Genomic DNA, 25,730 nt, shown 5'->3' with positions numbered 1-25,730 from the left:
TCTCCCCTCCCTTTCGGGAGGGGAATATTCCCGCTACGCCACTTCTGCGATGTACGCCGTCGCGCGTCGACGGTAATTCTCATAAATTCCCATCGCTAACAGCGAGAAGAAGATTGGGCCGCCCACCATCCACAGCGCGCTGCTCCAGTCGTTCGCCTCAATCACCGGCTGAATGATGGTGAAAATATTGGCAAACGCCACCACCAGCAGCACCACCGTGGTGGCCAACAGCGTTGCCGCGCGGGTTTTGAAGATCACAAACGGACGCTCAAGATCCTGCTTTGCCTTAAAGAACGGGAACGCCAGGGTCAGGAACAGGTACGGCAGGGTCATCGACACGTTCGCCATCAGGGTCAGCTTGTTATAGAACGCCGATGCGGTATCACCGCCAAATGAGACCAGCAGAATAAACACGCACACCAGCAGACACTGCATCCACATGGCGTTGGCAGGCATGCCTGCGGTATTGAGCTGGGTCATGCGTCCCGGCCACAGCGCTTTTGGCGTACCCTGGATGATCGCTTTCAGCGGCGAGTAGATCAGCGTGAAGAATGCGCCGGTATAGGCAAGAAACATCGACAGGCCGGTAATGCGCGCAAACCAGATCCCCATGGTGGCCGATGCTTCCGGCGTCAGGTGCATGGCGTTACCCAGCGTCATCCCCAGGCTTTTCATAAGCACGTAGGTAATGTTCCCGAGGTTGGTGGTGTTGTTACTCAATACCTGCTGCCAGTTGGTGCTGACGCCCCAGAGGAAAATCGCCATTGAATAGCCGATGGAAATCACGATAGCGGCAAAAATAATCCCTTTGGCAAAGTTCTTTTCCGGGTTCTCGGTCTTGTCGACCAGCCCGCCCACCGCTTCAATACCGCCGTAGGCGAAGATGGCAAACACCACGAAGGAGAGCATGGCCAGCCCGGACTGGTAACCTGGATTAGGCGAGGAAACGAAGTTCACCTCCTGCGCAAAATGACCACCGTTCAGGCACAGAATGGCAATACTCACCAACAGCAGCACCAGGTTCAGGCACATCACGGAAATACCGCCAACGGCAGTGATACGGGCAATTTTGTTGATGCCTTTTGACGCCACCAGCGTGACCACCACCATCCAGCATACCGCCAGGATACCGACGACCTGCGTGGAGCTCAGCCCCGCCAGAGACCAGACCTGCGTTTTATCGGCACCGAAAAGAAACGTGGAGAATGGCACCCAGACTTTGGCCGCCGTGCTGACCATCCAGACGACATAAGAGGAGAACCACATAAACGTGCCGATAAAGGCATAACGCGGGCCGACGCTGTTGTTCATCCAGGAGTAGATCCCGCCCTCTTCTTTCCGGTAAGCCGAGCCCATCTCCGCCATCATCAGCGCAAACGGGATAAAGAAGAACAGAGCCGAAACGATATAAAACGGCGTCGCGCTGTAACCCATCAGATAGAACGCTGATGGGCTGTTGGCAAAGCCAAAGACTGAGGTAAATATCATCAGGATGAGCCCGGTGAGGGTCATCTTTTTGAGTGACTGGGACATAGAACCATCCGAAAAGGAATTAAACTGCGCGGATGGTAGCAGATGACCAGACTAATATTGTGGCTATAAGGGGCAAATTAAGAAAAAGACCCGCATATTAATAATATGGCAGTTTTTAATGTGGCAGGGCCAAATGACCGAGTAGGCCGGGTAAGCGACAGCGCCACCCGGCAATTCTTTAAGCGCGATCGACCGTAAAGGCAATCACATCGCCAAGCTGCTCTGCGCCCAGGGCCAGCATGACCAGACGGTCTACGCCCAGCGCCACGCCGGAGCAATCCGGCAGACCTGCTTTTAATGCTTCAAGCAGATTAACATCAATAGGCTGCTGCGGCAGGCCGCGCGCGGCGCGCTTGCGGTTATCCTGCTCGAAACGCTGCGCCTGCTCGCGGGCGTCCGTCAGTTCGTGGAAGCCGTTCGCCAGCTCAATGCCTTTGTAATAGACCTCAAAACGCTCTGCCACACGGTGGTCTTCGGTACTGATCTGCGCCAGTGACGCCTGGCTTGCCGGGAAGTGATAGACAAACGTCGGACGGTCTTTGCCAATCTGCGGTTCCACGCCGAAGGTGAACAGCAGCTGCAGCAGCGTGTCGCGGTCCTCTTCGGCATCTGCCACGTTGCTCAGATCCAGTTTTGCCGCCACTTCGCGCAGCAGGGTTTTGTCCGCCGACAGCGGATCGATTTCCAGATGGCGCTGGAAGGCCTGCTGATAAGAGAGCGTTTCCGCTTCTGAGCAATCCAGAACCTGCTGAAGCAGATCGTCCACCTCATTCATCAGGCGGTACATATCATAATGCGGGCGGTACCACTCCAGCATGGTGAATTCCGGGTTGTGGTGACGACCCATCTCTTCGTTGCGGAAGCTACGGCACAGCTGATAGACCGGACCACATCCCGCCGCCAGCAGGCGTTTCATGTGATATTCCGGGCTGGTCATCAGATACAAATTCATGCCCTGAGAGTGGCCGGGGCCAACAAAACGGGTTTCAAACGGGACCAGATGAATATCCGTTACCGTTGCCTGACTCATGCACGGGGTTTCCACCTCCAGGACGCCGCGGTCGGCAAAGAAACGGCGAATCTCCGTCATAATTGCAGCGCGTTTTAACAGATTAGGGATGGATGCGCTCGGCTCCCAGGTGGCCGTTTCGCTCATGAGTTGTTCTCCGATTTCAGACAAGGGCACGAAGTCTACTCGTTAGCAGGGACAGAGACAAATTTTGCGCAGTAAAAAAGCGCATTTCATTTAGGTGAACAATTGCGTGATGCAATTCATCAATCTCAATGATAAATCGCCGGACAGAACAGCAAAAAAATCGAACACGTCAAATTTCCCTGACATCTACACGGTTATACTGTTTTACCCATAAAGGAGCAGTGGAAACGCTTTCGCAATCGTCCTTTTGGACGGGTGAACTACCTTTAGTTTGTCGCGTTGCGAAATAACAAAAATCTGGAGGAATGTCGTGCAAACTTTTCAGGCCGATCTTGCCGTAATAGGCGCTGGCGGGGCTGGATTACGTGCTGCGATTGCTGCAGCGCAAGCTAATCCCAACGCTAAAATCGCATTGATTTCAAAAGTCTATCCAATGCGCAGCCACACGGTGGCCGCAGAAGGAGGATCCGCCGCCGTTGCGCAGGATCATGACAGCTTTGAATACCATTTCCACGACACGGTTGCAGGGGGCGACTGGCTTTGCGAACAGGATGTCGTTGACTACTTTGTGCACCATTGTCCAACGGAGATGACCCAGCTTGAACAGTGGGGATGTCCGTGGAGTCGTCGCCCGGACGGCAGCGTCAACGTTCGTCGCTTCGGCGGCATGAAGATCGAACGTACCTGGTTCGCCGCCGATAAGACCGGCTTCCACATGCTGCACACCCTGTTCCAGACCTCCCTTCAGTTCCCACAAATCCAGCGCTTTGATGAGCATTTCGTCCTCGACATTCTGGTGGATGATGGACACGCGCGCGGCCTGGTGGCGATGAACATGATGGAAGGCACGCTCGTCCAGATCCGCGCCAATGCGGTGGTGATGGCGACGGGCGGTGCAGGCCGCGTTTATCGTTATAACACCAACGGCGGCATCGTTACCGGCGACGGTATGGGTATGGCGCTCAGCCACGGCGTGCCGCTGCGCGATATGGAGTTCGTGCAGTATCACCCAACTGGTCTGCCGGGCTCCGGCATTCTGATGACGGAAGGCTGCCGCGGTGAAGGCGGTATTCTGGTCAACAAAAACGGCTACCGCTACCTGCAGGATTACGGCATGGGCCCGGAAACCCCGCTCGGCGAGCCGAAGAACAAGTACATGGAACTCGGCCCGCGCGACAAAGTCTCTCAGGCCTTCTGGCACGAGTGGCGCAAAGGCAACACCATCTCCACACCGCGTGGCGACGTGGTTCACCTCGACCTGCGTCACCTGGGCGAGAAAAAGCTGCTGGAACGTCTGCCGTTCATCTGCGAGCTGGCGAAAGCCTACGTCGGCGTCGATCCGGTGAAAGAGCCAATTCCGGTACGCCCAACGGCGCACTACACCATGGGCGGGATCGAAACCGACCAGCAGTGCGAAACCCGTATTAAGGGTCTGTTCGCCGTCGGTGAATGTTCCTCCGTGGGCCTGCACGGTGCTAACCGCCTCGGCTCAAACTCGCTGGCCGAGCTGGTGGTCTTTGGCCGCATGGCGGGCGAGCGCGCGATGGAACGCGCGGCAACCGCAGGCGAAGCTAACGGTGCCGCGCTGGATGCGCAGGTCGCAGACGTTGAAAAACGCCTGAAAGATCTGGTGAACCAGGAAGGTAACGAGAACTGGTCTAAGATCCGCGACGAGATGGGCCTGTCGATGGAAGAAGGTTGCGGTATCTACCGTACCCCTGAGCTGATGCAAAAAACCGTCGATAAGCTGGCGGAACTGCAGGAGCGCTTCAAGCGCGTGCGCATCACCGACACCTCCAGCGTCTTCAACACCGACCTGCTCTATACCATCGAGCTGGGCCACGGCCTGAACGTGGCGGAATGTATGGCGCACTCTGCGCTGGCGCGTAAAGAGTCGCGTGGGGCGCATCAGCGTCTTGATGAAGGCTGTACCGAACGTGACGACGTCAACTTCCTGAAACACACTCTCGCCTGGCGCGATGCGGATGGCACCACACGTCTGGACTACAGCGACGTGAAAATCACCACGCTGCCGCCGGCTAAACGCGTGTACGGTGCAGAAGCAGAAGCCGCCGAGAAGAAGGAGAAGGCGAATGGCTGAGATGCAAAAACTGAAAGTTGAAGTGGTGCGCTACAACCCGGAAGTGGATGCCGCACCGCACAGCGCTTTCTATGAAGTTCCTTACGACGAGCAAACCTCCCTGCTGGACGCGCTCGGGTATATCAAAGACAACCTGGCGCCAGACCTGAGCTACCGCTGGTCCTGCCGCATGGCGATCTGCGGCTCCTGTGGCATGATGGTCAACAAGGTGCCGAAGCTGGCCTGTAAGACCTTCCTGCGTGACTACACCAAAGGCATCAAGGTCGAAGCCCTGGGCAACTTCCCTATCGAGCGCGATCTGGTGGTCGATATGACCCACTTTATCGAAAGCCTGGAAGCCATTAAGCCTTACATTATTGGCAACCCGCGCACGCCGGATCAGGGGCCAAACAACCAGACTCCAGCTCAGATGGCGAAATACCATCAGTTCTCCGGCTGCATCAACTGCGGTCTTTGCTACGCCGCCTGTCCGCAGTTTGGCCTGAACCCCGAGTTCATCGGCCCGGCCGCCATTACGCTGGCGCACCGCTATAACGAAGACAGCCGCGACCACGGTAAAAAAGAACGTATGGCGCAGCTTAACAGCCAGAACGGCGTCTGGACCTGTACCTTTGTGGGTTATTGCTCCGAAGTCTGTCCGAAGCACGTCGACCCGGCCGCCGCCATTCAGCAGGGTAAAGTGGAAAGCTCGAAAGACTTTCTTATCGCTACCCTGAAACCACGCTAAGGAGTGCATGATGACGACTAAACGCAAAGCCTATGTGCGGCCTGTGCCGTCCACCTGGTGGAAAAACCTGCCGTTTTATCGCTTCTACATGCTGCGTGAAGGCACAGCGGTACCGGCGGTCTGGTTCAGCCTTGAGCTGATGTACGGCGTTTTTGCCCTCAAGCATGGCCCGGAAACCTGGGCCAGCTTTGTCGGTTTCCTGCAAAACCCGATCATTGTCATTCTGAACCTGATCGTGCTTGCGGCCGCGCTGCTGCATACCAAAACCTGGTTTGAACTGGCACCAAAAGCGGCGAACATCATCGTAAAAGGCGAGAAAATGGGGCCAGAACCGGTGATTAAGGGGCTCTGGGCGGTGACGATTCTGGTCACTGTGGTCATTCTGTTTGTCGCACTGTTCTGGTAAGGAGACTACTGTGATCAATCCAAATCCAAAACGTTCTGACGAGCCGGTCTTCTGGGGCCTCTTTGGCGCAGGCGGCATGTGGAGTGCCATCATTGCCCCCGTCATCATTCTGCTGGTGGGCATTATGCTGCCGCTGGGGCTGTTCCCGGGCGATGCGCTGAGCTACGAACGCGTACTGGCATTCGCGAGCAGCTTTATTGGTCGCGTGTTCATCTTCCTGATGATCGTCCTGCCGCTGTGGTGTGGCCTGCACCGTATTCACCATGCGATGCATGACCTGAAAATCCATGTACCGAGCGGGAAATGGGTATTCTACGGTCTGGCGACCATCCTGACCGTGGTCACGCTGATTGCCGTGATCACTATCTGACGCCTCTGGCCCGCCATCCGGCGGGCCTTTTATTTCTGCATCTTCCCCACCAGCCACTGTGCAAACTCGCGCATTGCGGGCGTTTCTGCGCGTGACTGCAGCCTCGTGAGCCAGTAGCTACCAAGGTCAATCTGCGTCGCAAAGGGTTGCACAATGCGCTCACTGTTCAGCAGATGGGTGAACATATCGACAGGGGCAATCGCTATGCCCGTACCTGCCTGCGCGGCTTCCAGCATGGTCACGGACGAATCAAATACCATTACCCGGTGCGTCGGTGAAGGCGGGTTTTCTCCCGCGGCCTGCATCCAGGCGGTCCACTCGTCGCGCCGGTAAGAACGCAGCAGGGTAAACTTCAGGATATCGGCAGGGGTGTGCAACGCGGCAGCAATGTCAGGCGTGCAAAGCGGCGCAAGCGGTGCAGGGCAAAGAAACGTCGCTTCCGTGCCGTGCCACGCCCCGCCGCCATAGCGAATGGCGTAATCAAGCCCCTCGGCTGCCGGATCGACGCGATTGTTGTGCGTCGACAGCTGAAGATCGATATGCGGATAGCAGCGACGAAAGTCAGCGAGCTGCGAGAATAACACCCCGGTAGCAAAAGTCCCCACCACGCCAATTTTCAGCTTCTCCTGGGCGCGCTGGCTGGCAAAGCGATCCAGCATTCCGGCAATTCGGTCGAACGAGTCATTCAGCACCGGCAGCAAATTCTCGCCTTCCGTGGTCAACATCAGCCCACGGGAAACGCGGACGAACAGCTGGCAATTGAGGTGCTGCTCAAGCGCCTTTACGTGCTGGCTAATCGCGGAATGGGTGACATTCAGCTCGATAGCGGCATGCGTAAAACTGAGGTGCCTTGCGGCCGCTTCGAAGGCGCGAAGCGAATTAAGCGGAAGATAGCTGCGGGTCATGGTCCCATCCGTTAGAAAAATTAACAGCTAATGCTAAATTTAACCGTTTGTCAGCCACAGTCAAATCCAACAGACTACAGCGGTCTGACGGGCCCGGACACTCCCTTGAACTGCTATTACGGAAGATAACCGATGATGACAAAATCCCTAAGCTGTGCCCTGCTGCTCAGCGTCACCAGCGCTGCATTCGCCGCACCGATGTCCGAAACACAGCTGGCTGAGGTGGTGGAACGTACCGTTACGCCGCTGATGAACGCGCAGGCCATTCCGGGTATGGCGGTGGCGGTAATTTATCAGGGTCAGCCACACTACTTTACCTTCGGTAAAGCCGATGTTGCGGCGAACAAACCCGTCACCCCGCAAACCCTGTTTGAGCTGGGCTCTATAAGTAAAACCTTCACCGGCGTACTGGGCGGCGATGCCATTGCCCGGGGTGAAATAGCGCTGGGCGATCCGGTAGCAAAATACTGGCCTGAGCTCACGGGCAAGCAGTGGCAGGGCATTCGCATGCTGGATCTGGCAACCTATACCGCAGGCGGTCTGCCGTTACAGGTGCCGGATGAGGTCACGGATACCGCCTCTCTGCTGCGCTTTTATCAAAACTGGCAGCCGCAGTGGAAGCCGGGCACCACGCGTCTTTACGCTAACGCCAGCATCGGTCTTTTTGGTGCGCTGGCGGTTAAACCTTCCGGCATGAGCTATGAGCAGGCCATGACGACGCGGGTCTTTAAACCCCTCAAGCTGGACCATACCTGGATTAACGTCCCGAAAGCGGAAGAGGCGCATTACGCCTGGGGATACCGTGAGGGTAAAGCGGTCCACGTTTCGCCAGGGATGCTGGACGCGGAAGCCTATGGCGTAAAAACTAACGTGAAGGATATGGCGAGCTGGCTGATAGCCAACATGAAGCCGGATTCTCTTCAGGCTCCCTCACTCAAGCAAGGCATTGCTCTGGCGCAGTCTCGCTACTGGCGCGTGGGGGCCATGTATCAGGGGTTGGGCTGGGAGATGCTCAACTGGCCGGTCGATGCCAAAACCGTCGTCGGAGGCAGTGATAACAAGGTGGCGCTGGCACCATTGCCCGTGGCAGAAGTGAATCCACCCGCGCCGCCGGTCAAAGCCTCCTGGGTCCATAAAACAGGCTCGACGGGCGGGTTTGGCAGCTACGTGGCATTTATTCCTGAAAAGCAGCTCGGCATTGTGATGCTGGCGAATAAAAGCTATCCGAACCCGGCACGCGTTGAGGCGGCATACCGTATCCTCGACGCGCTGCAGTAAAACATTGCCGGGTGGCGGCTTCGCCTTACCCGGCCTTCAAAACCACGGTGTGCGGCGAAATTCGCCGCACAATCTTCCGCATTTTTCCTGCTGTCATCTACACTTAACAAAAAACAGTAAGGAAACTCCTATGCGCATTCTGCCTGTTATCGCCGCGGTGACAGCCGCGTTTTTAGTGGTTGCCTGCAGTTCCCCTACCCCGCCTCCTGGCGTCACCGTCGTCACGCCTTTTGATGCACAACGCTTCCTTGGAACATGGTATGAAATCGCGCGCCTCGACCATCGGTTTGAGCAGGGTTTAGAGAAGGTCACGGCGAATTACAGTCCGATGGATGATGGCGGTATTCAGGTGATCAACCGGGGCTATAATCCCGATCGGGAGATGTGGCAGCAGTCGGTGGGAAAAGCGTACTTCACTGGCGACCCGCGACGGGCCGCGCTTAAGGTCTCTTTCTTTGGTCCGTTTTATGGCGGTTATAACGTGATAGCGCTCGACAAAGCGTATCGCCATGCGCTGGTCTGTGGGCCGGATCGCGACTACCTGTGGATACTCTCCCGCACGCCAACTATTTCACCCGAAATGAAGCAGCAGATGCTGGACGTCGCGACCCGGCAAGGGTTTGATGTATCAAAACTTATCTGGGTAAAACAGCCCCATTAGTGGGTGCTGAGCTTAAGCCCAACGATCCCGGCCACAATCAGAGCGAGGCTGGCGATACGCGCCAGACTCGCTGACTCGCCGAGTAGCAAAATGCCGGTGATGGCGGCCCCCACTGCGCCAATACCCGTCCAGACGGCATAAGCCGTTCCCACAGGCAAAGAGCGCATCGCCCAGGATAGCAGAACAATACTGACTATCATGGCGGTAACGGTAATGACGCTGGGCGTCAGGCGGGTAAATCCGTGGGTGTACTTGAGACCAATCGCCCATACCACTTCGAGCAGGCCAGCAATAAAAAGAATGATCCAGGACATGTCAGGCTCCTTAACTTAATGCAAGTTGGGGCCGTCCCCGGTGAAAGAAACGCTTACGGGTCGTCCCGTAAGGCAGAGATTACGCCACCTATTGTGGTTAGCGTGCTATTTTTTTTCAATCCTTTTTTGCTGAACACGTTAAGGCAAGAAATAGCCGCAGTATGGCGCGGAGTTCCGGCTTTTAGCACTCATCCGACTTCTCTATGATGATGTGCTTTCTGATGGCAGGAAGCCAAACCACTAGCCGACTGCGAATAAAATATGTTCAAAATTCTTTTGATTGACCGTTGTCACTTCACCCGCGCGGGGTTTGAAGCATGGCTCAATCATTCCGGTTTGTTCCCGGGACACTACGTAGTGACCGGGCTGAATAATCTGTTTCTTGCCAGAGAACACATTCTGCAATGGAAACCAACGCTGGTTATCGCTGACCTGTACGGCTTCAGGCAGGATATTCACCATTTTCAGCAGCTTTCTTCCCTGCTTAACGCAAGTGAACGATTACCGTTTATTTTGCTGCAGTCGGGAGAGGATAGCGGCATGACCGACTGGCTTGGGAAGTTTCCGGTCTGGTCGTCGCTGTTGAAAAACGCCAGTCTCGAAGAGGTGGCAACGGTTATCAACGACGCGTTAATTTCGCGCGCCAGCGCTGACAGGCCAACGGCGGCAGCCCCTTTGCTGACCCGACAGGAAGAGAAGGTGCTGACGTTATGGATGGACGGCGCGAGCAATCAAAAAATTGCCGCTCACCTGAGCATCAACGGAAAAACGGTTTATACCTATAAACGCAATATCCGCATGAAATTACATATGGATACGCGTTTTTCTCCGTTCTTATCCCTGCAGGAATCAGAAAGCTGACGGTACGAAACCCGGCTGGTCCCGTACCGTTTATTCATTACTGCTGAGCTTTTGTTGCCGCACCAGAGATTGCGCTACCACCTTCAGAAATATCCTGACCGACGCCACGCGTGGTATTACAGGCCGTTAACACTGAAGAAAGTACCAGGACTGAAAAGATCGCTGCAATTGTCTTCTTAACCATAATATCTTCCTTTTATAGCCAAAGTTGTTTTGTGTATAGCAACTTAAGAATAGACAAAATCCCGCCGGTTGACGGAAGAGGAAGCATTTTTAGGAAAATTAGACGAACTTAGCTGGCGGCGTGAGAAATGATATGACCCAGATCCTGGATATCTTGTCCCATTCCACGCGTGGTGTTACAGCCAGAAAGCAATGCACTGGAGAGCGCTAACAGAAGCAGAATTTTAACGGTACGTTTCATCATCCCTGCCTGCAAAAAATCGGGCGCAGCGGGCGCTGCGCCTTCAATCATACGTAAATTACTTCACGCGGGATACGTATTCGCCGGAGCGGGTATCCACTTTGATCACTTCGCCAGTCTGTACGAACAGTGGCACTTTCACCACTGCGCCGGTAGACAGTTTGGCTGGCTTACCGCCGGTACCTGCGGTATCACCCTTCAGACCTGGATCGGTTTCAACGATTTCCAGTTCTACGAAGTTTGGTGGGGTCACTGCGATAGGCTGGCCGTTCCACAGGGTCACGATGCACTCAGCCTGATCCAGCAGCCATTTAGCGCTGTCACCTACCGCTTTCTCATCAGCAGACAGCTGTTCGAAAGTGGAGTTGTTCATGAAATGCCAGAACTCGCCATCGTTGTACAGATAGGTCAGGTTCATATCAACAACATCAGCGCCTTCTGCAGAGTCAGTAGACTTGAAGGTTTTCTCAACACGGGTACCGGTCAGCAGACGGCGCAGCTTAACGCGTGCGAATGCCTGGCCTTTACCTGGTTTAACGAATTCGCTGGCTTCAACCGCGTACGGTTCGCCGTCCATCATGATTTTAAGACCAGCACGAAAATCGTTGCTATAGTACGTTGCCATAAGGCCCTCTAAATTTGTTAACTGGTAGCTAAGCCACAAAATGGCGCATATTGTAACCCTAAACACCCCGTCCAGAGAAGATTGGTTATCGCAACTTGCCGATGTAATCACCAGTCCTGATGAATTGCTGCGTCTTTTAGACCTCGATCAGCACCCAGAGTTGCTTGCAGGCCGCGAGGCAAAGCGCCTTTTCGCCCTGCGCGTTCCCCGTGCGTTTGTGGCCCGGATGGAGAAAGGCAACCCCGACGATCCGCTATTAAAACAAACGCTTACTTCGCAGGATGAATTCATTACTGCGCCGGGATACAGCACCGATCCGCTGGAAGAGCAGAACAGCGTGGTGCCGGGTTTACTGCACAAATATCTCAACCGCGCCCTGCTGCTGGTAAAAGGCGGGTGTGCGGTAAATTGTCGTTATTGCTTCCGTCGGCACTTCCCCTATGCCGAAAACCAGGGCAATAAACGCAACTGGCAGGTCGCGCTGGACTATATAGCCGCCCATCCGGAGCTGGATGAGATTATTTTTTCCGGCGGTGACCCGTTGATGGCGAAAGATCATGAGCTGGACTGGCTACTGACTCAGCTTGAAGCCATCCCGCACATTAAGCGCCTGCGCATTCATAGCCGCTTACCGATTGTTATTCCGGCACGTATCACCGACGGCCTTGTGGCACGCCTGGAGCAATCCCGCCTGCAGGTGCTGCTGGTGAATCATATTAACCATGCGAACGAAATTGACGATGCGTTTCGCGCGGCGATGGCGCGACTGCGTAAAGCGGGCGTGACGCTGCTGAACCAGAGCGTGCTGCTGCGCGGCGTGAATGATAGCGCCCGCGTGCTGGCCGATCTGAGCAATGCTCTGTTTGATGCGGGCGTGATGCCGTATTACCTGCACGTGCTGGATCGCGTTCAGGGCGCGGCGCATTTCATGGTGACGGATGAAGAAGCCCGGCAGATTATGCGCGAACTGTTAACGCTGGTTTCAGGCTATATGGTGCCGAAGCTGGCACGCGAGATTGGCGGAGAGCCGAGCAAGACGCCGCTCGATTTGCAGCTGCGGCAGCACTAAAAAGGCAGGTGGCGCTACGCTTACCCGCCCTACAGGGCCGGGCGCAGCGCCATTAGCACATTACATCAGTTCGGGCACTTATAGACCTGGCCCGTCATCTGGCTGGCGGTCGGCACGAAGCTGGACAGCATACTCTGCGTTGGGCTACTTACGCCGTAAATCACGTTGCCGCCCATTGCCGCAGCCTGATTACGCAGGGCATTCGCCGCTCCGCGCATAGAACCGCCTTCCTCACCGTGCTGACCCGACATCCAGTTACTTTGTTCACCGGTTGCCGTGCCTAACAGCTGGCATTCACTGCCAGGCTTATCTTCCACAAAGCGAACGCCCTGGCCCGCTGCCGACAGCTCATTGCTGGAGCTACAACCCGCCAGCAGCAGTGCTGCCCCTACAATCCCTGCACAGACTTTTACGCGCATGTTATTCCTCGTTTTCAATAAGCTGGACAGTAATTGTCCGTGTGTAAATCTTATACCTAAAAGATGACTAAAAGAAAAACCCCCGCGCATTTCTGCGAGCCAGATTCCGCGAGGCACTCCTCCGACATCTTAAATGAATTCTGATAATAACCTTTGGGATATCGTGTTTTAGCCCCCGATCGTTTTTAGTGATGCAACGTACAACTTTTGTACGCGACTAAAAAAGGAGGTTTTATGAGTGCATCATCCTCAGGAGAGGAAAAAGTGACATGGGTGGGTTATGTGGCGTTTGTACTTACCATCGTTTTTTTCTCGGGCTTTTTCGCCAAAAGCACCGAATGGTGGCGCGTGCTGGATTTTACCGTCTTAAACGGCAGCTTTGGCCCGGTCAACGGCGCTCTGACGTTTCGCGGAACGGGCGGAACGGGGGCGAAAGACGGTTTCCTCTTTGCCCTTGAGCTGGCTCCCTCGGTCATTTTATCGCTTGGTATCATCGCCGTCACCGAAGGTCTGGGCGGGCTGCGTGCCGCACAGCAGCTTATGACTCCCATTTTACGTCCGCTGCTGGGTGTGCCGGGCGTTTGCTCCCTGGCGCTGATAGCCAACCTGCAAAACACCGATGCGGCGGCAGGGATGACCAAAGAGTTAACCGATGAAGGCGCGATTACGGACCAGGAGCGCGCTATTTTCGCCACCTTTCAGACCAGCGGTAGCGCCATCATTACCAACTATTTTTCTTCCGGTGCCGCGCTCTTCACCGTTATCACCATCCCGGTGATTACGCCGCTGGCCGTTATTCTGGTGTTTAAATTCGTTGGCGCGAACGTCCTGCGCCTGTGGATCGCCCACATGGAAAATCGTCTTCAGGAGGAAGAACATGATCGCCCAGCCGCGTAAAAATATCATGGATATGTTTATTGATGGCGCCCGCCGCGGCTTTACCATCGCCACCACCAGCCTGTTGCCGAACGTCGTTATGGCGTTTGTCATCATTCAGGCGCTCAAGGTCACCGGCCTGCTGGATATTGTCGGCAAGATATGCGAGCCAATTATGGCGCTGTGGGGCCTTCCGGGTGCGGCGGCAACGGTTCTTTTGGCCTCGGTGATGAGTATGGGCGGCGGCGTGGGCGTCTGCGCCAGCCTGGTCGCCGCCGGCACGCTCAACGGCCACGATGCCACCATCCTGCTGCCCGCCATCTATCTGATGGGCAATCCGGTGCAAAACACCGGCCGCTGCCTGGGTACCGCCGGCGTAAACCCGAAATATTATCCGCATATTATTACTCTTTGTGTCATTAATGCCCTGCTCTCAATGTGGGTGATGCAGCTACTCTTCTGAGGAGATAAAAATGGATTTTTCAGTGCTGAACCCTCACCTTTTCCGCAACGCACATCTCTACGCCCCGGAGGATAAGGGACATTGCGATCTGCTGATCGCTGCGGGAAAAATCGTGGCGATCGAAAAAGCGAACCACGGAACAACGAGGCCAGACTGCCCGGAAAGCGATCTGGCTGGGGCGGTGGTTTGCCCGGGGTTTATCGACCAGCATGTGCATTTGATCGGTGGCGGCGGCGAGGCGGGCCCTCACACCCGCACGCCAGAGGTTCGCCTGTCTGCACTCGTTGCCGCAGGCATCACCTCGGTTGTTGGCCTGCTGGGCACCGACGGCGTGACCCGGCATCCTGAATCGCTGCTGGCAAAAACGCGGGCGCTTGAGCATGAAGGGATCAGCGCATGGATGCTGACGGGGGCGTACGGGCTGCCTTCGCCGACCATCACCGGCAGTGTCGAAAAAGACGTGGCGCTGATTGATAAAATCATTGGCGTGAAATGCGCGATCTCTGACCATCGTTCTTCCGCGCCAGCCGAGGACCAGCTCGCCAGTATGGCTGCCCAGTCACGCGTAGGCGGGCTGTTGGGTGCCAAAGCGGGTATTTCCGTGTTTCACCTCGGCAACAGCCCAAAGCTGCTGGAGCCGCTATTTAGCATCCTGAATAACGCCGACGTTCCCCGCGTAAAACTGCTGCCAACCCACGTTAACCGCGCCCGGGCGCTGTTCCTTGCCGCGCTGAGCTATGCCCGCGAAGGCGGCTTTATCGACATCACGACCAGCATCAGTGAACCGATTGACGCCGCCAGCGCCATCGTGATGGCCCGCGAGGCGCAGGTGCCGTTTAACCGGCTTACGCTCAGTTCGGACGGCAACGGCAGCCAGCCGAAATTTGATGAGAGCGGCAATCTGGTGGGTATGGGCGTGGCGGGGTTCGAATCCCTGCTCGAAACGCTGCAGCAGCTGGTCAGCCGGCATCAGCTGCCGCTGGAAGAGGCGCTTCTTCCCTTTACGCGAAACGTGGCGGCGTTTCTCGGGCTGGAGCATAAGGGACGGCTCGCGCCCGGATGCGATGCGGATTTCCTGGTACTGACGGACGATCTGAAGATTCGCGAGGTCTGGGCCAAAGGCCGCCAGATGGTGCGTGAAGGTGCCGTGTGCGTCAAAGGCACTTTCGAATAGCACCCAATAAAAAACCCCGGGCATTTCTGCCCGGGGTTCGTTCTGAGAGGTTCAGAACAACATGATTACATCATGCCGCCCATTCCACCCATGCCGCCCATGCCAGCAGAACCTAAGTCAGGCGCATCGCCTTTAGGCAGGTCGGTCACCATGCACTCGGTGGTGATCATCAGACCAGCAACAGAGGCCGCGTACTGCAGAGCAGAACGGGTCACTTTAGTTGGGTCCAGGATACCGAAGTCGATCATGTTGCCGTATTCTTCAGTTGCCGCGTTGTAACCGTAGTTACCTTCGCCCGCTTTCACCTTGTTCGCCACCACAGATGGCTCTTCACCGGCGTTAGACACGATCTGACGCAGAGGCGCTTCCATTGCGCGCAGCGCAACTTTGATACCCACGTTCTGGTCTTCGTTCTGAGCGGTCAGGCCAGCCAGTTTAGCGGCAACGCGCACCAGCGCAACGCCACCACCCGCAACCACGCCTTCTTCTACCGCAGCACGGGTCGCGTGCAGGGCATCGTCAACGCGCGCTTTTTTCTCTTTCATTTCAACTTCGGTCGCAGCACCGACTTTGATTACCGCAACGCCGCCTGCCAGTTTCGCTACGCGCTCCTGCAGTTTTTCACGGTCGTAATCGGAAGTCGCTTCTTCGATCTGCTTACGGATCTGACCAACGCGGCCCTGAATAGCGGCTTCTTCACCCACGCCATCGATGATGGTGGTGGTGTCTTTGTTGATCACAACGCGTTTTGCCTGGCCCAGGTCTTCCAGGGTCGCTTTTTCCAGCTCCATACCGATCTCTTCGGAGATGACGGTACCGCCGGTCAGGGTAGCGATATCCTGCAGCATCGCTTTACGACGATCGCCGAAGCCAGGTGCTTTAACCGCAGCCACTTTCACGATGCCGCGCATGGTGTTAACCACCAGGGTCGCCAGCGCTTCGCCTTCAACATCTTCAGCGATGATAACCAGCGGTTTGCCTGCTTTCGCAACGGCTTCCAGCACTGGCAGCATTTCGCGGATGTTGGAGATTTTTTTGTCAGCCAGCAGGATGAACGGGCTTTCCAGCTCAACAGCGCCAGTCTCTGGCTTGTTGATGAAGTATGGGGACAGGTAACCGCGGTCGAACTGCATACCTTCAACCACGTCCAGTTCGTCTTCCAGACCGGTACCGTCTTCAACGGTGATTACGCCTTCTTTACCGACTTTGTCCATCGCTTCCGCGATCAGTTTACCTACGGTTTCGTCGGAGTTAGCGGAGATGGTACCAACCTGAGCAATCGCTTTAGAGTCAGAGCACGGTACGGACAGCGCTTTCAGTTCTTCCACTGCGGAGGCGACAGCTTTGTCGATACCACGTTTCAGATCCATTGGGTTCATGCCCGCCGCAACGGCTTTCAGACCTTCGGTGATGATGGCCTGCGCCAGAACGGTCGCGGTGGTGGTACCGTCGCCTGCAGCGTCGTTCGCTTTAGAGGCCACTTCTTTCACCATCTGCGCACCCATGTTTTCGAACTTGTCTTCCAGCTCGATTTCACGTGCTACGGAAACACCGTCTTTGGTGATGGTTGGCGCGCCGAAGGATTTATCCAGCACTACGTTACGGCCTTTCGGGCCCAGGGTCACTTTAACTGCATCTGCCAGTACGTTTACGCCGCGGAGCATTTTTACACGAGCGTCGTTACCGAATTTTACGTCTTTAGCTGCCATGTTCTTATTTCCTCAAATTCTCGTGCGTAAATTACGCTTCAACAATTGCCAGAATGTCGCTCTCGGACATGATCAACACTTCTTCATTGTCGATCTTCTCGGATTTCACGCCGTAGCCATCGTTGAAAATTACGATGTCACCAACTTTAACGTCCAGTGGCTGCACAGTTCCGTTTTCCAGGATGCGGCCCTTACCGACAGCGATGATTTCGCCACGCGTTGATTTGGCTGCTGCAGAACCGGTCAGAACGATGCCGCCAGCAGACTTGGTTTCAACTTCTTTACGTTTGACGATCACACGATCATGTAACGGACGAATACTCATTGATAGCTCTCCTTTGAGAAAGTCATTATCAGTTATGGATGACGCCGGCCCGCATGCGGTTTTCCGACTAGTGCCCTGAGAGATGGGGATAGCTTTTTACCCCTTCAAGGGGGAGCTGAAAAAAAATTTTGCGAAAGTGTTACCATCGCCTCTCTTTTGGAATTGGCAGGACGATGTCAATGAGTGGACTCAAGCAGGAGTTGGGGCTGGCGCAGGGCGTCGGCCTGCTCTCAACCTCCTTGTTAGGAACGGGCGTGTTCGCCGTACCTGCACTGGCGGCACTGGTAGCCGGAAATAACAGTCTGTGGGCGTGGCCCGTTCTGATTGTATTGGTTTTCCCGATTGCCATTGTGTTTGCCATCCTGGGGCGGCATTTCCCCAGCGCGGGCGGCGTGGCGCATTTTGTCGGGCTGGCATTTGGCCCGCGACTGGAGCGTGTGACCGGTTGGCTGTTTCTCTCCGTTATTCCGGTTGGGCTTCCTGCGGCGCTGCACATTGCAACCGGCTTTGGCCAGGCGCTGTTTGGCTGGCATGACGAGCAGTTGCTGTTGGCCGAACTGGGTACGCTGGCTATCGTCTGGTGGGTGGGTTCACGCGGAGCCCGCTCCAGCGCCAACCTGCAGACACTGGTTGCGGTGCTGATTGTCGCGCTCGTTGCCGCTATCTGGTGGGCGGGCGATATCACCGTAAAAGAGATTCCCTTCCCGGCCGTGACAGACGTCAACCACTCACAGCTTTTTGCCGCGCTCTCCGTCATGTTCTGGTGTTTTGTCGGTCTGGAAGCCTTTGCCCATCTGGCGTCGGAATTTAAGCAGCCTGAACGTGATTTCCCCCGCGCACTGATGATCGGCCTGCTGCTGGCAGGCACGGTGTACTGGGCGTGTACCGTGCTGGTGTTGCACTTCAAGGCTTTCGGAGCCGATCTCGCCGCCGCGGCATCGCTGCCGGGTATCGTGGTTGAACTGTTTGGTGTGAAAGCGCTGTGGATCGCCTGCGTTATCGGCTATCTGGCCTGTTTTGCCAGCCTTAACATTTATATCCAGAGCTTTGCCCGTCTGGTGTGGTCTCAGGCGCTTTACAGACCTGATAACCGCCTCGCACGGCTGTCTAAACGCCAGCTGCCGCTGAATGCCCTGAATGCCGTACTGGGCTGCTGCGTGGTGAGTACGCTGTGCATTTACGCCCTGAAGGTCAATCTGGATACGCTGCTCGTCTACGCCAACGGCATTTTCATCATGATCTACCTGCTGTGCATGCTGGCGGGATGCCGTTTGCTGAAAGGCCGTTATAAAGCACTGGCGCTTGTCGGGGGGCTACTGTGCCTGCTGCTGCTGGCGATGGTGGGATGGAAGAGCGTGTATGCCATCGTCATGCTGGCGGTGTTGTGGCTGGCGCTTTAGTAGGCCCGGTAAGCGAAGCGCCACCGGGCAACAAAATCACCGATCGTCTTTGTGATCCAGACGGTCGTGCTGTTCATCCTTACGCTGATATTCCCCTTCAAACGTGTCGCCTGGCCCGGTGCTGAACCCACCGCCCGGCATACGGCTAAAGCGCAGATGCGGCAGCAGCTTCATGGTCAGGTGCTTTTGCACCGGCGGCAGAAGCAGCAGAAGGCCGAGGAAGTCGGTAAAGAACCCGGGCAGAATCAGCAGCAGCCCCGCAATAATCAACGACACGCTTTTGATCATCTCTTCCGCCGGGCTTTCGCCTGCGGCCATCTTTTGCTGCATTATCAGGAAATTTTTGAAACCCTGATTACGCACCAGCGACATGCCGATGACGGAGGTGAAAATCACCAGAATCAGCGTCAGCAGGACGCCCAGCACATGGGCAACCTGGATGAAAATGGAAATCTCAATGTAAACATAGAGAAAGAAAGCAATAAACGGTATCCAGCGCACTGGCATCTCCTGTGTGGCAGAGGCCATCGGGCCCCTGTCTGAATGTGTTCGCGACGCGCGTTTGTATGAGATGGTGACGGTTAGCGAAAATTCAATCAGTTTGCACGGATATTTTTTTTGGAAATATTAAAGCGGTGACCCATTTCACAGATTAATAATTATCATGGAATCGGCTCGATAATAAGTGATCCAGCTTACGGCAATTCGCTATCATCAGCATATGATCTCGAGCATCTGGCTGATTGAGGGAATAATCGTCGGTCAGAAAATATTCAAAACCACATAAATACTGTGTGTTTAGTACAATCCATCGGCAGCTTGAAAAGAAGGTTCACATGTTAAACAACATTCGTATCGAAGAAGACTTGTTGGGTACCAGGGAAGTTCCAGCGGATGCCTACTACGGTGTCCACACTCTGAGAGCGATTGAAAACTTCTACATCAGCAACAGCAAAATCAGCGACATCCCTGAGTTTGTTCGTGGCATGGTGATGGTGAAGAAAGCCGCAGCCCTGGCCAACAAAGAGCTGCAAACCATTCCTAAAAGCGCGGCAAATGCGATTATCGCAGCCTGCGATGAAGTGCTGAACAACGGCAAATGCATGGATCAGTTCCCGGTTGACGTCTATCAGGGCGGCGCGGGCACCTCCGTCAACATGAATACCAACGAAGTACTGGCAAACATTGGCCTGGAGCTGATGGGTCACCAGAAAGGTGAATACCAGTACCTGAACCCGAACGACCACGTCAACAAATGCCAGTCCACCAACGACGCCTACCCTACCGGCTTCCGTATCGCGGTGTATGCCTCCGTGGTGAAACTGGTGGATGCGATCAACCAGCTGGGTGATGGCTTCCAGCGTAAAGCGGTTGAGTTCCAGGACATTCTGAAAATGGGTCGTACCCAGCTGCAGGATGCGGTGCCGATGACCCTCGGCCAGGAATTCCACGCGTTTAACGTCCTGCTGAACGAAGAGACTAAAAATCTGCTGCGCACCTCCGAGCTGCTGCTGGAAGTGAACCTGGGCGCTACCGCCATCGGTACGCGTCTGAACACCCCGGATGGCTATCAGCAGCTGGCGGTACAGAAGCTGGCTGAAGTGTCCAACCTGCCGGTTGTGCCTGCAGAAGACCTGATTGAAGCGACCTCCGACTGCGGCGCCTACGTCATGGTACACAGCGCGCTGAAACGTCTGGCGGTGAAGCTGTCCAAAATTTGTAACGACCTGCGCCTGCTCTCTTCCGGCCCGCGCGCTGGCCTGAACGAAATCAACCTGCCAGAACTGCAGGCAGGTTCGTCCATCATGCCAGCCAAGGTGAACCCGGTCGTGCCAGAAGTAGTGAATCAGGTTTGCTTCAAAGTCATCGGTAACGATACGACCGTGACCATGGCCTCTGAAGCGGGTCAGCTGCAGCTGAACGTGATGGAGCCAGTCATTGGCCAGGCGATGTTTGAATCTATCCACATTCTGACCAACGCCTGCTACAACCTGCTGGAAAAATGCATCAACGGCATCACGGCGAATAAAGAAGTCTGCGAGGGTTATGTCTATAACTCCATCGGGATCGTCACCTACCTCAACCCGTTCATCGGGCACCATAACGGCGACATCGTCGGTAAGATTTGCGCCGAAACCGGTAAGAGCGTGCGTGAAGTGGTGCTGGAGCGCGGGCTGTTGACCGAAGCCGAGCTGGACGATATTTTCTCAGCCCAGAACCTGATGCACCCGGCCTATAAAGCGAAACGATATACCGATGAAAGCGAACAGTAACCGTTCAGGCTAGGCTTCTTAAGGCACGTCACTTGTGACGTGCCTTTTTTCTTTTTAGGCGTTACCAAAATACAACAATTCAATATCAACTTGTTAATAAGCAAGGCAGGTCCTTATGTTTGGAGCAGAACTCGTCATCGTCTTGTTGGCGATTTATTTGGGAGCACGACTCGGGGGTATCGGCATCGGTTTTGCCGGCGGTCTTGGAGTGCTCGTTCTTACCCTTATCTTTCAGATTAAACCCGGCGCAATCCCGTTCGACGTTATCGAAATCATCATGGCAGTCATTGCCGCTATTGCCGCCATGCAGGTGGCAGGCGGTATGGACTACCTGGTAAGCCTGGCGGAGCGCATGCTACGCCGCCACCCGAAATACATTACCTTCCTTGCTCCGCTGGTGACCTGGTTTATGACCATTCTCGCCGGTACTGGCCACACCGCTTTCTCCACGTTACCGGTGATTACCGAAGTGGCGAAAGAACAGGGTATCCGTCCGTCGCGTCCGCTCTCTATTGCGGTCGTCGCATCCCAGATCGCCATTACCGCCTCGCCGATTTCCGCGGCGGTGGTCTTCTTCGCCGGTATCCTGGAGCCGATGGGCGTGAGCTACCTGACGCTGCTGGCGATCTGCATTCCGGTGACGCTGATTGCGGTGATGATTACCGCCGTGCTGTGTAACTTCCTCGGTGCTGAACTGAAAGACGATCCGGTTTATCAGGAGCGTCTGGCAAAAGGTGAAGTGAGCCTGCGCGGCAGCCAGGTCTTCGAACTGAAGCCACATGCGAAACGCTCCGTGCTGCTGTTCCTGATTGGTATTGTTGCCGTCATGTTCTATGCGACCGCCATCAGCGATACCGTGGGGCTGATCCAGAACCCGGTCCTGCCGCGTAACGAAGCGATTGTGGTGTTCATGCTGACCATCGCGACGCTGATTAGCATCACCTGTAAAATTGATACCAGCGAAGTGCTGAACGCCAGCACCTTCAAATCCGGTATGAGCGCCTGCGTGTGCGTACTGGGTGTGGCGTGGCTTGGTGATACCTTCGTGAAAGCGCACATCAGTGATATCCAGACCGTCGCTGGTGACCTGCTGCACAACTACCCGTGGCTGCTGGCTGTCGTGCTGTTCTTCGCGGCGACCCTGCTTTACTCCCAGGCGGCGACCACCAAAGCGCTGATGCCTGCGGCGCTGATGCTGGGTGTGACGCCGCTGACGGCAATTGCCTCTTTTGCGGCGGTTTCTGCCCTGTTCGTATTGCCAACCTACCCAACCCTGCTGGCGGCGGTGGAGATGGACGACACCGGCTCAACCCGTATCGGTAAGTACGTGTTTAACCACGCGTTCCTCATCCCGGGCGTGGTGGCGATTACGCTTTGCGTGGTCCTCGGCTTTATCATCGGCGGCATTGTGCTGTAAACGGTTAGCCGTTGTAAAAATAGTTAAAATCGGGCCGCTCAGCGGCCCGTTTCATTAATGACCAATCGTCTTGCGTGATATAGTGAAGACTTTCGTGATGAGGAGGTCGACTTGTGAACACGCCTGATGCCGTTGTCGTACTGTGCACCGCCCCTGATGAAGCCTCTGCCCAGGATCTCGCCGCCAAAGTGCTGGCCGAAAAACGGGCAGCCTGCGTCACGCTCCTCCCCGGCGCTACCTCTCTTTACTATTGGGAAGGTAAGCTGGAGCAAGAGTACGAAGTCCAGATGTTGCTTAAAACCAATCTGGCGAATCAGCAGGCACTCCTGGACTGCCTCAAATCTCATCATCCTTACCAAACCCCGGAACTGCTGGTCTTGCCAGTGGTTCATGGCGATAACGACTATCTCTCATGGCTCAACGCTTCCTTACGCTGATCCTGCTGCTTTGCAGCACATCAGTTTTTGCCGGGCTGTTTGACGCGCCCGGCCGTTCGAACTTCATTCCTGCCGATCGGGCGTTTGTTTTCGATTTCCAGCAACACCAGCAAGACCTTACGCTCAACTGGCAGGTGAAAGAGGGCTATTACCTCTATCGCAAGCAGGTGAGCATTACGCCTGCTCAGGCCAGCGTGGGCGCATTACAGATGCCCGCTGGCGAGTGGCATGAAGATGAGTTTTACGGCAAAAGCGAAATCTATCGCCAGCGCCTGAGCGTGCCCGTTACGGTGAACCAGGCGGATAAAGGCGCGACCCTGACGGTGACCTATCAGGGGTGCGCGGATGCCGGATTCTGCTATCCGCCGGAAACAAAGGTGGTTCCGCTTAGTGAGGTGAAAGCGTCGCCCACGATTTCACCTCTTCCTTCAGGCGAGAAGCATGAGGATACCGCTGACCTTCCGTTCTCCGCGCTGTGGGCCTTACTGATTGGCATTGGCATTGCCTTTACCCCCTGCGTGCTGCCGATGTATCCGCTCATCTCTGGCATCGTGCTGGGCGGCAAACAGCGCCTTTCCACCGCACGCGCGCTGCTGCTGGCCTTTATTTATGTGCAGGGTATGGCGCTGACCTACACGGCGCTCGGCCTTGTGGTCGCCGCTGCCGGGTTGCAGTTCCAGGCCGCACTTCAGCACCCGTACGTGCTGATTGGCCTGTCGGCGATATTTATCCTGCTGGCACTGTCGATGTTTGGCCTGTTCACGCTGCAGTTACCGTCAGCTCTGCAAACCCGCTTAACGCTGATGAGCAATCGTCAGCAGGGTGGTTCGGCAGGCGGCGTGTTTATGATGGGGGCCATCGCCGGACTGATTTGCTCCCCTTGCACCACTGCCCCGCTGAGCGCCATCCTGCTCTATATTGCCCAGAGCGGCAATCTGTGGCTCGGCAGCGGTACGCTGTACCTTTATGCGCTGGGCATGGGCCTGCCGCTCATTCTGGTCACGGTTTTTGGCAACCGCCTGCTGCCGAAGAGCGGCCCGTGGATGGAGACGGTGAAAACCGCATTTGGTTTTGTGATTCTGGCGCTGCCGGTGTTTCTGCTGGAACGCATTACGGGTGACGTATGGGGCACTCGCCTGTGGGCGATGCTCGGCGTAGCGTTCTTCTCCTGGGCATTTATCGTCAGTCTGGGGGCCAAAAAAGCGTGGATGCGCCTGGTGCAAATTCTCCTGCTCGCCGCCGCGCTGGTGAGCGTGCGTCCTCTGCAGGATTGGGCGTTCGGCTCGCCGGTCGGCCAGACGCAGGCGCATTTGAACTTTATGCAGATTAAGAACGTCGATGAGCTCAACAGCGCGCTTGCGCAGGCGAAGGGCAAACCGGTGATGCTCGATCTCTATGCCGACTGGTGCGTCGCCTGTAAAGAGTTTGAAAAATACACCTTTAGCGATCCACAGGTGCAAAACGCCCTGAAAGAGACGGTTCTGCTCCAGGCGAACGTGACAGCCAATAATGCGCAGGATAAGGCTCTGCTGAAGCAGCTTAACGTGCTCGGGCTGCCAACCATTCTGTTCTTCAATCAACAGGGTCAGGAGCAGCCAGAACAGCGTGTAACCGGGTTTATGGATGCAGCGGCATTTAGCGCGCATTTGCGCAATCGCCAACCGTAAACAACACTTTAAACGGAACATACCGTTGGGAATAGCGGAGGAGATAACCGTGCAACGTGAAGACGTACTGGGACAAGCCCTGCAATTACTTGAGATTTATGGGATCGCCAGCACCACGCTTGAGATGGTAGCCGACCGTATCGATTACCCCCTGGATGATCTTAAGCGCTTCTGGCCGGATAAAGAGGCGCTCGTTTATGATGCTCTGCGCTATCTCAGCCAGCAGGTTGATATCTGGCGCAGGCAGCTGATGCTGAATGAAGAACTGACTGCGGAACAAAAGCTTCTGGCGCGCTATACCGCCCTGACGGAATGTGTCAGCAACAACCGCTATCCGGGCTGCCTGTTTATTGCGGCCTGTACGTTCTATCCCGATCCCGACCATCCTGTCCATCAGTTGGCGGATCAGCAAAAACGGGCTGCGCATGACTTCACTCACGAGCTGCTGACCCGTCTTGAAGTGGATGACCCGGCAATGGTGGCGAAACAGATGGAGCTGGTGCTGGAGGGCTGCCTGAGCCGCATGCTGGTGAACCGTAGCCAGGCCGATGTGGATACGGCGCACCGGCTGGCAGAAGATATTCTGCGCTTTGCTCAGTGCCGTATGGGCGGGGCGTTGACGTAAGCGAGCCTGTTAAATTTGCCCTATTCGACGCGTAAACCATCAGATTGCCGCAAAGTTAAGCAATTGAACAGCTTTTCCCGAAATAATGTTGACGATAAGGCGCGATTGCGGTTTAATGCGCTCCGTTGCCCGGATAGCTCAGTCGGTAGAGCAGGGGATTGAAAATCCCCGTGTCCTTGGTTCGATTCCGAGTCCGGGCACCACTATTTAAAGAACCCAGCCTATGGCTGGGTTTTTGCTTTTCTGCGTTTATAAATCCCTTCTTTAGTATTCTTGCTTCTTTTTACCGTGGGATCGTGCGGTCTGCCATGCCCGGTGGCGCTGCGCTTACCGGGCCTACAGGTTTTGTAGGCCGGATAAGGCGAAGCCGCCATCCGGCATGATTCCTGACGCACAAAGCAAAAAACCCCGCACCTTCCGGTACGGGGTTTTTCTTATTTGATGCCTGGCAGTTCCCTACTCTCACATGGGGAGACCCCACACTACCATCGGCGCTACGGCGTTTCACTTCTGAG

At 55.6% G+C, this 25,730-nt stretch carries 28 protein-coding genes and 1 tRNA gene; 18 read left to right on the top strand and 11 right to left on the bottom strand.

Annotated elements, in window-relative coordinates; all coding sequences use genetic code 11:
* Positions 1-33: 33 nt before the first annotated feature.
* Together yjeM and epmA are read right to left on the bottom strand one after the other, a co-directional pair.
* Complete coding sequence (gene yjeM / locus C6A40_RS16370) at positions 34-1,533, bottom strand: glutamate/gamma-aminobutyrate family transporter YjeM (protein WP_058657717.1); 1,500 nt, start codon at positions 1,531-1,533, stop codon at positions 34-36.
* Positions 1,534-1,711: 178 nt separating this feature from the next.
* A complete protein-coding gene (gene epmA / locus C6A40_RS16365) occupies positions 1,712-2,689 on the bottom strand; it encodes an elongation factor P--(R)-beta-lysine ligase (RefSeq protein WP_045337298.1) in 978 nt (325 codons plus the stop codon).
* A gap of 310 nt (positions 2,690-2,999) precedes the next feature.
* Between epmA and frdA the strand changes: the two genes are divergently transcribed.
* The 4 genes from frdA to frdD are packed head-to-tail and all read left to right on the top strand — an operon-like array spanning position 3,000 to position 6,293.
* Positions 3,000-4,790, top strand: coding sequence for a fumarate reductase (quinol) flavoprotein subunit (gene frdA / locus C6A40_RS16360; protein WP_008502932.1), 1,791 nt, complete (start codon positions 3,000-3,002; stop codon positions 4,788-4,790).
* Complete coding sequence (locus C6A40_RS16355) at positions 4,783-5,517, top strand: succinate dehydrogenase/fumarate reductase iron-sulfur subunit (protein ID WP_021240721.1); 735 nt, start codon at positions 4,783-4,785, stop codon at positions 5,515-5,517. Before frdA ends, C6A40_RS16355 begins: the two co-directional genes overlap by 8 nt.
* A 10-nt stretch (positions 5,518-5,527) precedes the next feature.
* Positions 5,528-5,923 carry a fumarate reductase subunit FrdC gene (gene frdC / locus C6A40_RS16350; RefSeq protein WP_008502933.1) on the top strand — a complete coding sequence of 132 codons (396 nt, stop codon included), beginning with the start codon at positions 5,528-5,530 and terminating at the stop codon, positions 5,921-5,923.
* 10 nt (positions 5,924-5,933) lie between these two features.
* The gene (frdD, locus tag C6A40_RS16345; protein ID WP_008502934.1) at positions 5,934-6,293 is read left to right on the top strand and encodes a fumarate reductase subunit FrdD; all 360 of its coding nucleotides are present in this window, start codon (positions 5,934-5,936) and stop codon (positions 6,291-6,293) included.
* 29 nt (positions 6,294-6,322) lie between these two features.
* On the opposite strand, the gene ampR is transcribed toward frdD, so the two are convergent.
* Positions 6,323-7,198, bottom strand: a complete 876-nt coding sequence (gene ampR, locus C6A40_RS16340; protein WP_023293463.1) for a LysR family transcriptional regulator AmpR — start codon at positions 7,196-7,198, stop codon at positions 6,323-6,325.
* A 132-nt stretch (positions 7,199-7,330) separates the two neighbouring features.
* On the opposite strand from ampR, the gene C6A40_RS16335 reads away from it, so the two are divergent.
* Both C6A40_RS16335 and C6A40_RS16330 read left to right on the top strand, forming a co-directional pair.
* On the top strand, positions 7,331-8,476 hold the full coding sequence (locus C6A40_RS16335) for a cephalosporin-hydrolyzing class C beta-lactamase MIR-20 (protein ID WP_044597278.1): 1,146 nt from the start codon (positions 7,331-7,333) through the stop codon (positions 8,474-8,476).
* Positions 8,477-8,606: 130 nt separating this feature from the next.
* Positions 8,607-9,137, top strand: coding sequence for a lipocalin family protein (locus C6A40_RS16330; protein ID WP_021240724.1), 531 nt, complete (start codon positions 8,607-8,609; stop codon positions 9,135-9,137).
* Here C6A40_RS16330 and sugE read toward each other — a convergent pair.
* On the bottom strand, positions 9,134-9,451 hold the full coding sequence (sugE, locus tag C6A40_RS16325; RefSeq protein ID WP_008502938.1) for a quaternary ammonium compound efflux SMR transporter SugE: 318 nt from the start codon (positions 9,449-9,451) through the stop codon (positions 9,134-9,136). The two genes, C6A40_RS16330 and sugE, sit on opposite strands and share 4 nt — an antisense overlap.
* Before the next feature lie 261 nt (positions 9,452-9,712).
* On the opposite strand from sugE, the gene C6A40_RS16320 reads away from it, so the two are divergent.
* Complete coding sequence (locus C6A40_RS16320) at positions 9,713-10,312, top strand: helix-turn-helix transcriptional regulator (protein WP_021240725.1); 600 nt, start codon at positions 9,713-9,715, stop codon at positions 10,310-10,312.
* Positions 10,313-10,349: 37 nt separating this feature from the next.
* Here the strand turns inward: C6A40_RS16320 and ecnB are convergent, their stop codons facing one another.
* From ecnB to efp, 3 genes are all read right to left on the bottom strand, one after another.
* Positions 10,350-10,496 (bottom strand): lipoprotein toxin entericidin B, encoded by a 147-nt coding sequence (ecnB, locus tag C6A40_RS16315; protein WP_003025482.1) that lies wholly within the window; start codon positions 10,494-10,496, stop codon positions 10,350-10,352.
* Between the two features lie 108 nt (positions 10,497-10,604).
* On the bottom strand, positions 10,605-10,736 hold the full coding sequence (locus tag C6A40_RS16310) for an entericidin A/B family lipoprotein (protein WP_024907352.1): 132 nt from the start codon (positions 10,734-10,736) through the stop codon (positions 10,605-10,607).
* A gap of 58 nt (positions 10,737-10,794) precedes the next feature.
* Positions 10,795-11,361 carry an elongation factor P gene (gene efp, locus C6A40_RS16305; protein ID WP_008502940.1) on the bottom strand — a complete coding sequence of 189 codons (567 nt, stop codon included), beginning with the start codon at positions 11,359-11,361 and terminating at the stop codon, positions 10,795-10,797.
* A 40-nt stretch (positions 11,362-11,401) separates the two neighbouring features.
* Between efp and epmB the strand changes: the two genes are divergently transcribed.
* Positions 11,402-12,430, top strand: coding sequence for an EF-P beta-lysylation protein EpmB (gene epmB, locus C6A40_RS16300; RefSeq protein WP_008502941.1), 1,029 nt, complete (start codon positions 11,402-11,404; stop codon positions 12,428-12,430).
* Positions 12,431-12,495: 65 nt separating this feature from the next.
* Here the strand turns inward: epmB and C6A40_RS16295 are convergent, their stop codons facing one another.
* Positions 12,496-12,849: a DUF4156 domain-containing protein gene (locus tag C6A40_RS16295; RefSeq protein WP_008502942.1), complete on the bottom strand. Its 354-nt coding sequence runs from the start codon at positions 12,847-12,849 to the stop codon at positions 12,496-12,498.
* Positions 12,850-13,083: 234 nt separating this feature from the next.
* Here C6A40_RS16295 and C6A40_RS16290 point away from each other — a divergent pair, with 234 nt between their 5' ends.
* From C6A40_RS16290 to iadA, 3 genes are read left to right on the top strand one after another with little or no spacing between them, the layout of a single operon-like run.
* Positions 13,084-13,746 (top strand): nucleoside recognition domain-containing protein, encoded by a 663-nt coding sequence (locus C6A40_RS16290; RefSeq protein ID WP_023326538.1) that lies wholly within the window; start codon positions 13,084-13,086, stop codon positions 13,744-13,746.
* Positions 13,727-14,188 (top strand): YjiG family protein, encoded by a 462-nt coding sequence (locus C6A40_RS16285; protein ID WP_023293466.1) that lies wholly within the window; start codon positions 13,727-13,729, stop codon positions 14,186-14,188. Before C6A40_RS16290 ends, C6A40_RS16285 begins: the two co-directional genes overlap by 20 nt.
* A 10-nt stretch (positions 14,189-14,198) precedes the next feature.
* A complete protein-coding gene (iadA, locus tag C6A40_RS16280; protein WP_045337304.1) occupies positions 14,199-15,362 on the top strand; it encodes a beta-aspartyl-peptidase in 1,164 nt (387 codons plus the stop codon).
* A 65-nt stretch (positions 15,363-15,427) separates the two neighbouring features.
* Here the strand turns inward: iadA and groL are convergent, their stop codons facing one another.
* On the bottom strand, positions 15,428-17,071 hold the full coding sequence (gene groL, locus C6A40_RS16275) for a chaperonin GroEL (RefSeq protein ID WP_045337306.1): 1,644 nt from the start codon (positions 17,069-17,071) through the stop codon (positions 15,428-15,430).
* A 31-nt stretch (positions 17,072-17,102) separates the two neighbouring features.
* Entirely contained in the window at positions 17,103-17,396 is a 294-nt protein-coding gene (locus C6A40_RS16270; RefSeq protein ID WP_003855929.1) for a co-chaperone GroES, read from the bottom strand.
* Positions 17,397-17,575: 179 nt separating this feature from the next.
* On the opposite strand from C6A40_RS16270, the gene yjeH reads away from it, so the two are divergent.
* Entirely contained in the window at positions 17,576-18,796 is a 1,221-nt protein-coding gene (yjeH, locus tag C6A40_RS16265) for an L-methionine/branched-chain amino acid transporter (RefSeq protein WP_045337308.1), read from the top strand.
* Between the two features lie 36 nt (positions 18,797-18,832).
* Here yjeH and C6A40_RS16260 read toward each other — a convergent pair whose 3' ends face one another.
* On the bottom strand, positions 18,833-19,297 hold the full coding sequence (locus C6A40_RS16260; protein ID WP_023616652.1) for an FxsA family protein: 465 nt from the start codon (positions 19,295-19,297) through the stop codon (positions 18,833-18,835).
* Between the two features lie 335 nt (positions 19,298-19,632).
* Between C6A40_RS16260 and aspA the strand changes: the two genes are divergently transcribed.
* The 6 genes from aspA (at position 19,633) to C6A40_RS16230 (ending at position 25,418) form a co-directional block, all read left to right on the top strand.
* Entirely contained in the window at positions 19,633-21,069 is a 1,437-nt protein-coding gene (gene aspA, locus C6A40_RS16255) for an aspartate ammonia-lyase (protein WP_003855923.1), read from the top strand.
* A 115-nt stretch (positions 21,070-21,184) separates the two neighbouring features.
* Positions 21,185-22,486 (top strand): anaerobic C4-dicarboxylate transporter, encoded by a 1,302-nt coding sequence (locus C6A40_RS16250; protein ID WP_008502949.1) that lies wholly within the window; start codon positions 21,185-21,187, stop codon positions 22,484-22,486.
* Between the two features lie 113 nt (positions 22,487-22,599).
* A complete protein-coding gene (gene cutA / locus C6A40_RS16245; RefSeq protein ID WP_008502950.1) occupies positions 22,600-22,923 on the top strand; it encodes a divalent cation tolerance protein CutA in 324 nt (107 codons plus the stop codon).
* The gene (locus tag C6A40_RS16240; protein ID WP_045337310.1) at positions 22,899-24,590 is read left to right on the top strand and encodes a protein-disulfide reductase DsbD; all 1,692 of its coding nucleotides are present in this window, start codon (positions 22,899-22,901) and stop codon (positions 24,588-24,590) included. The genes cutA and C6A40_RS16240 overlap by 25 nt, the downstream gene beginning before the upstream one ends.
* 49 nt (positions 24,591-24,639) lie before the next feature.
* The gene (locus C6A40_RS16235; RefSeq protein ID WP_021240733.1) at positions 24,640-25,215 is read left to right on the top strand and encodes a transcriptional regulator; all 576 of its coding nucleotides are present in this window, start codon (positions 24,640-24,642) and stop codon (positions 25,213-25,215) included.
* 127 nt (positions 25,216-25,342) lie between these two features.
* Positions 25,343-25,418: transfer RNA gene (locus C6A40_RS16230), tRNA-Phe, on the top strand.
* Positions 25,419-25,730: the final 312 nt, after the last annotated feature.

The sequence above is a fragment of the Enterobacter sp. GER_MD16_1505_Eko_090 genome (genome assembly GCF_003331015.1).
Taxonomy (GTDB): Bacteria; Pseudomonadota; Gammaproteobacteria; order Enterobacterales; family Enterobacteriaceae; genus Enterobacter; species Enterobacter roggenkampii.
Note: the sequence above shows the minus strand (reverse complement) of the source record. Positions and strands in the feature narration are given on the sequence as shown.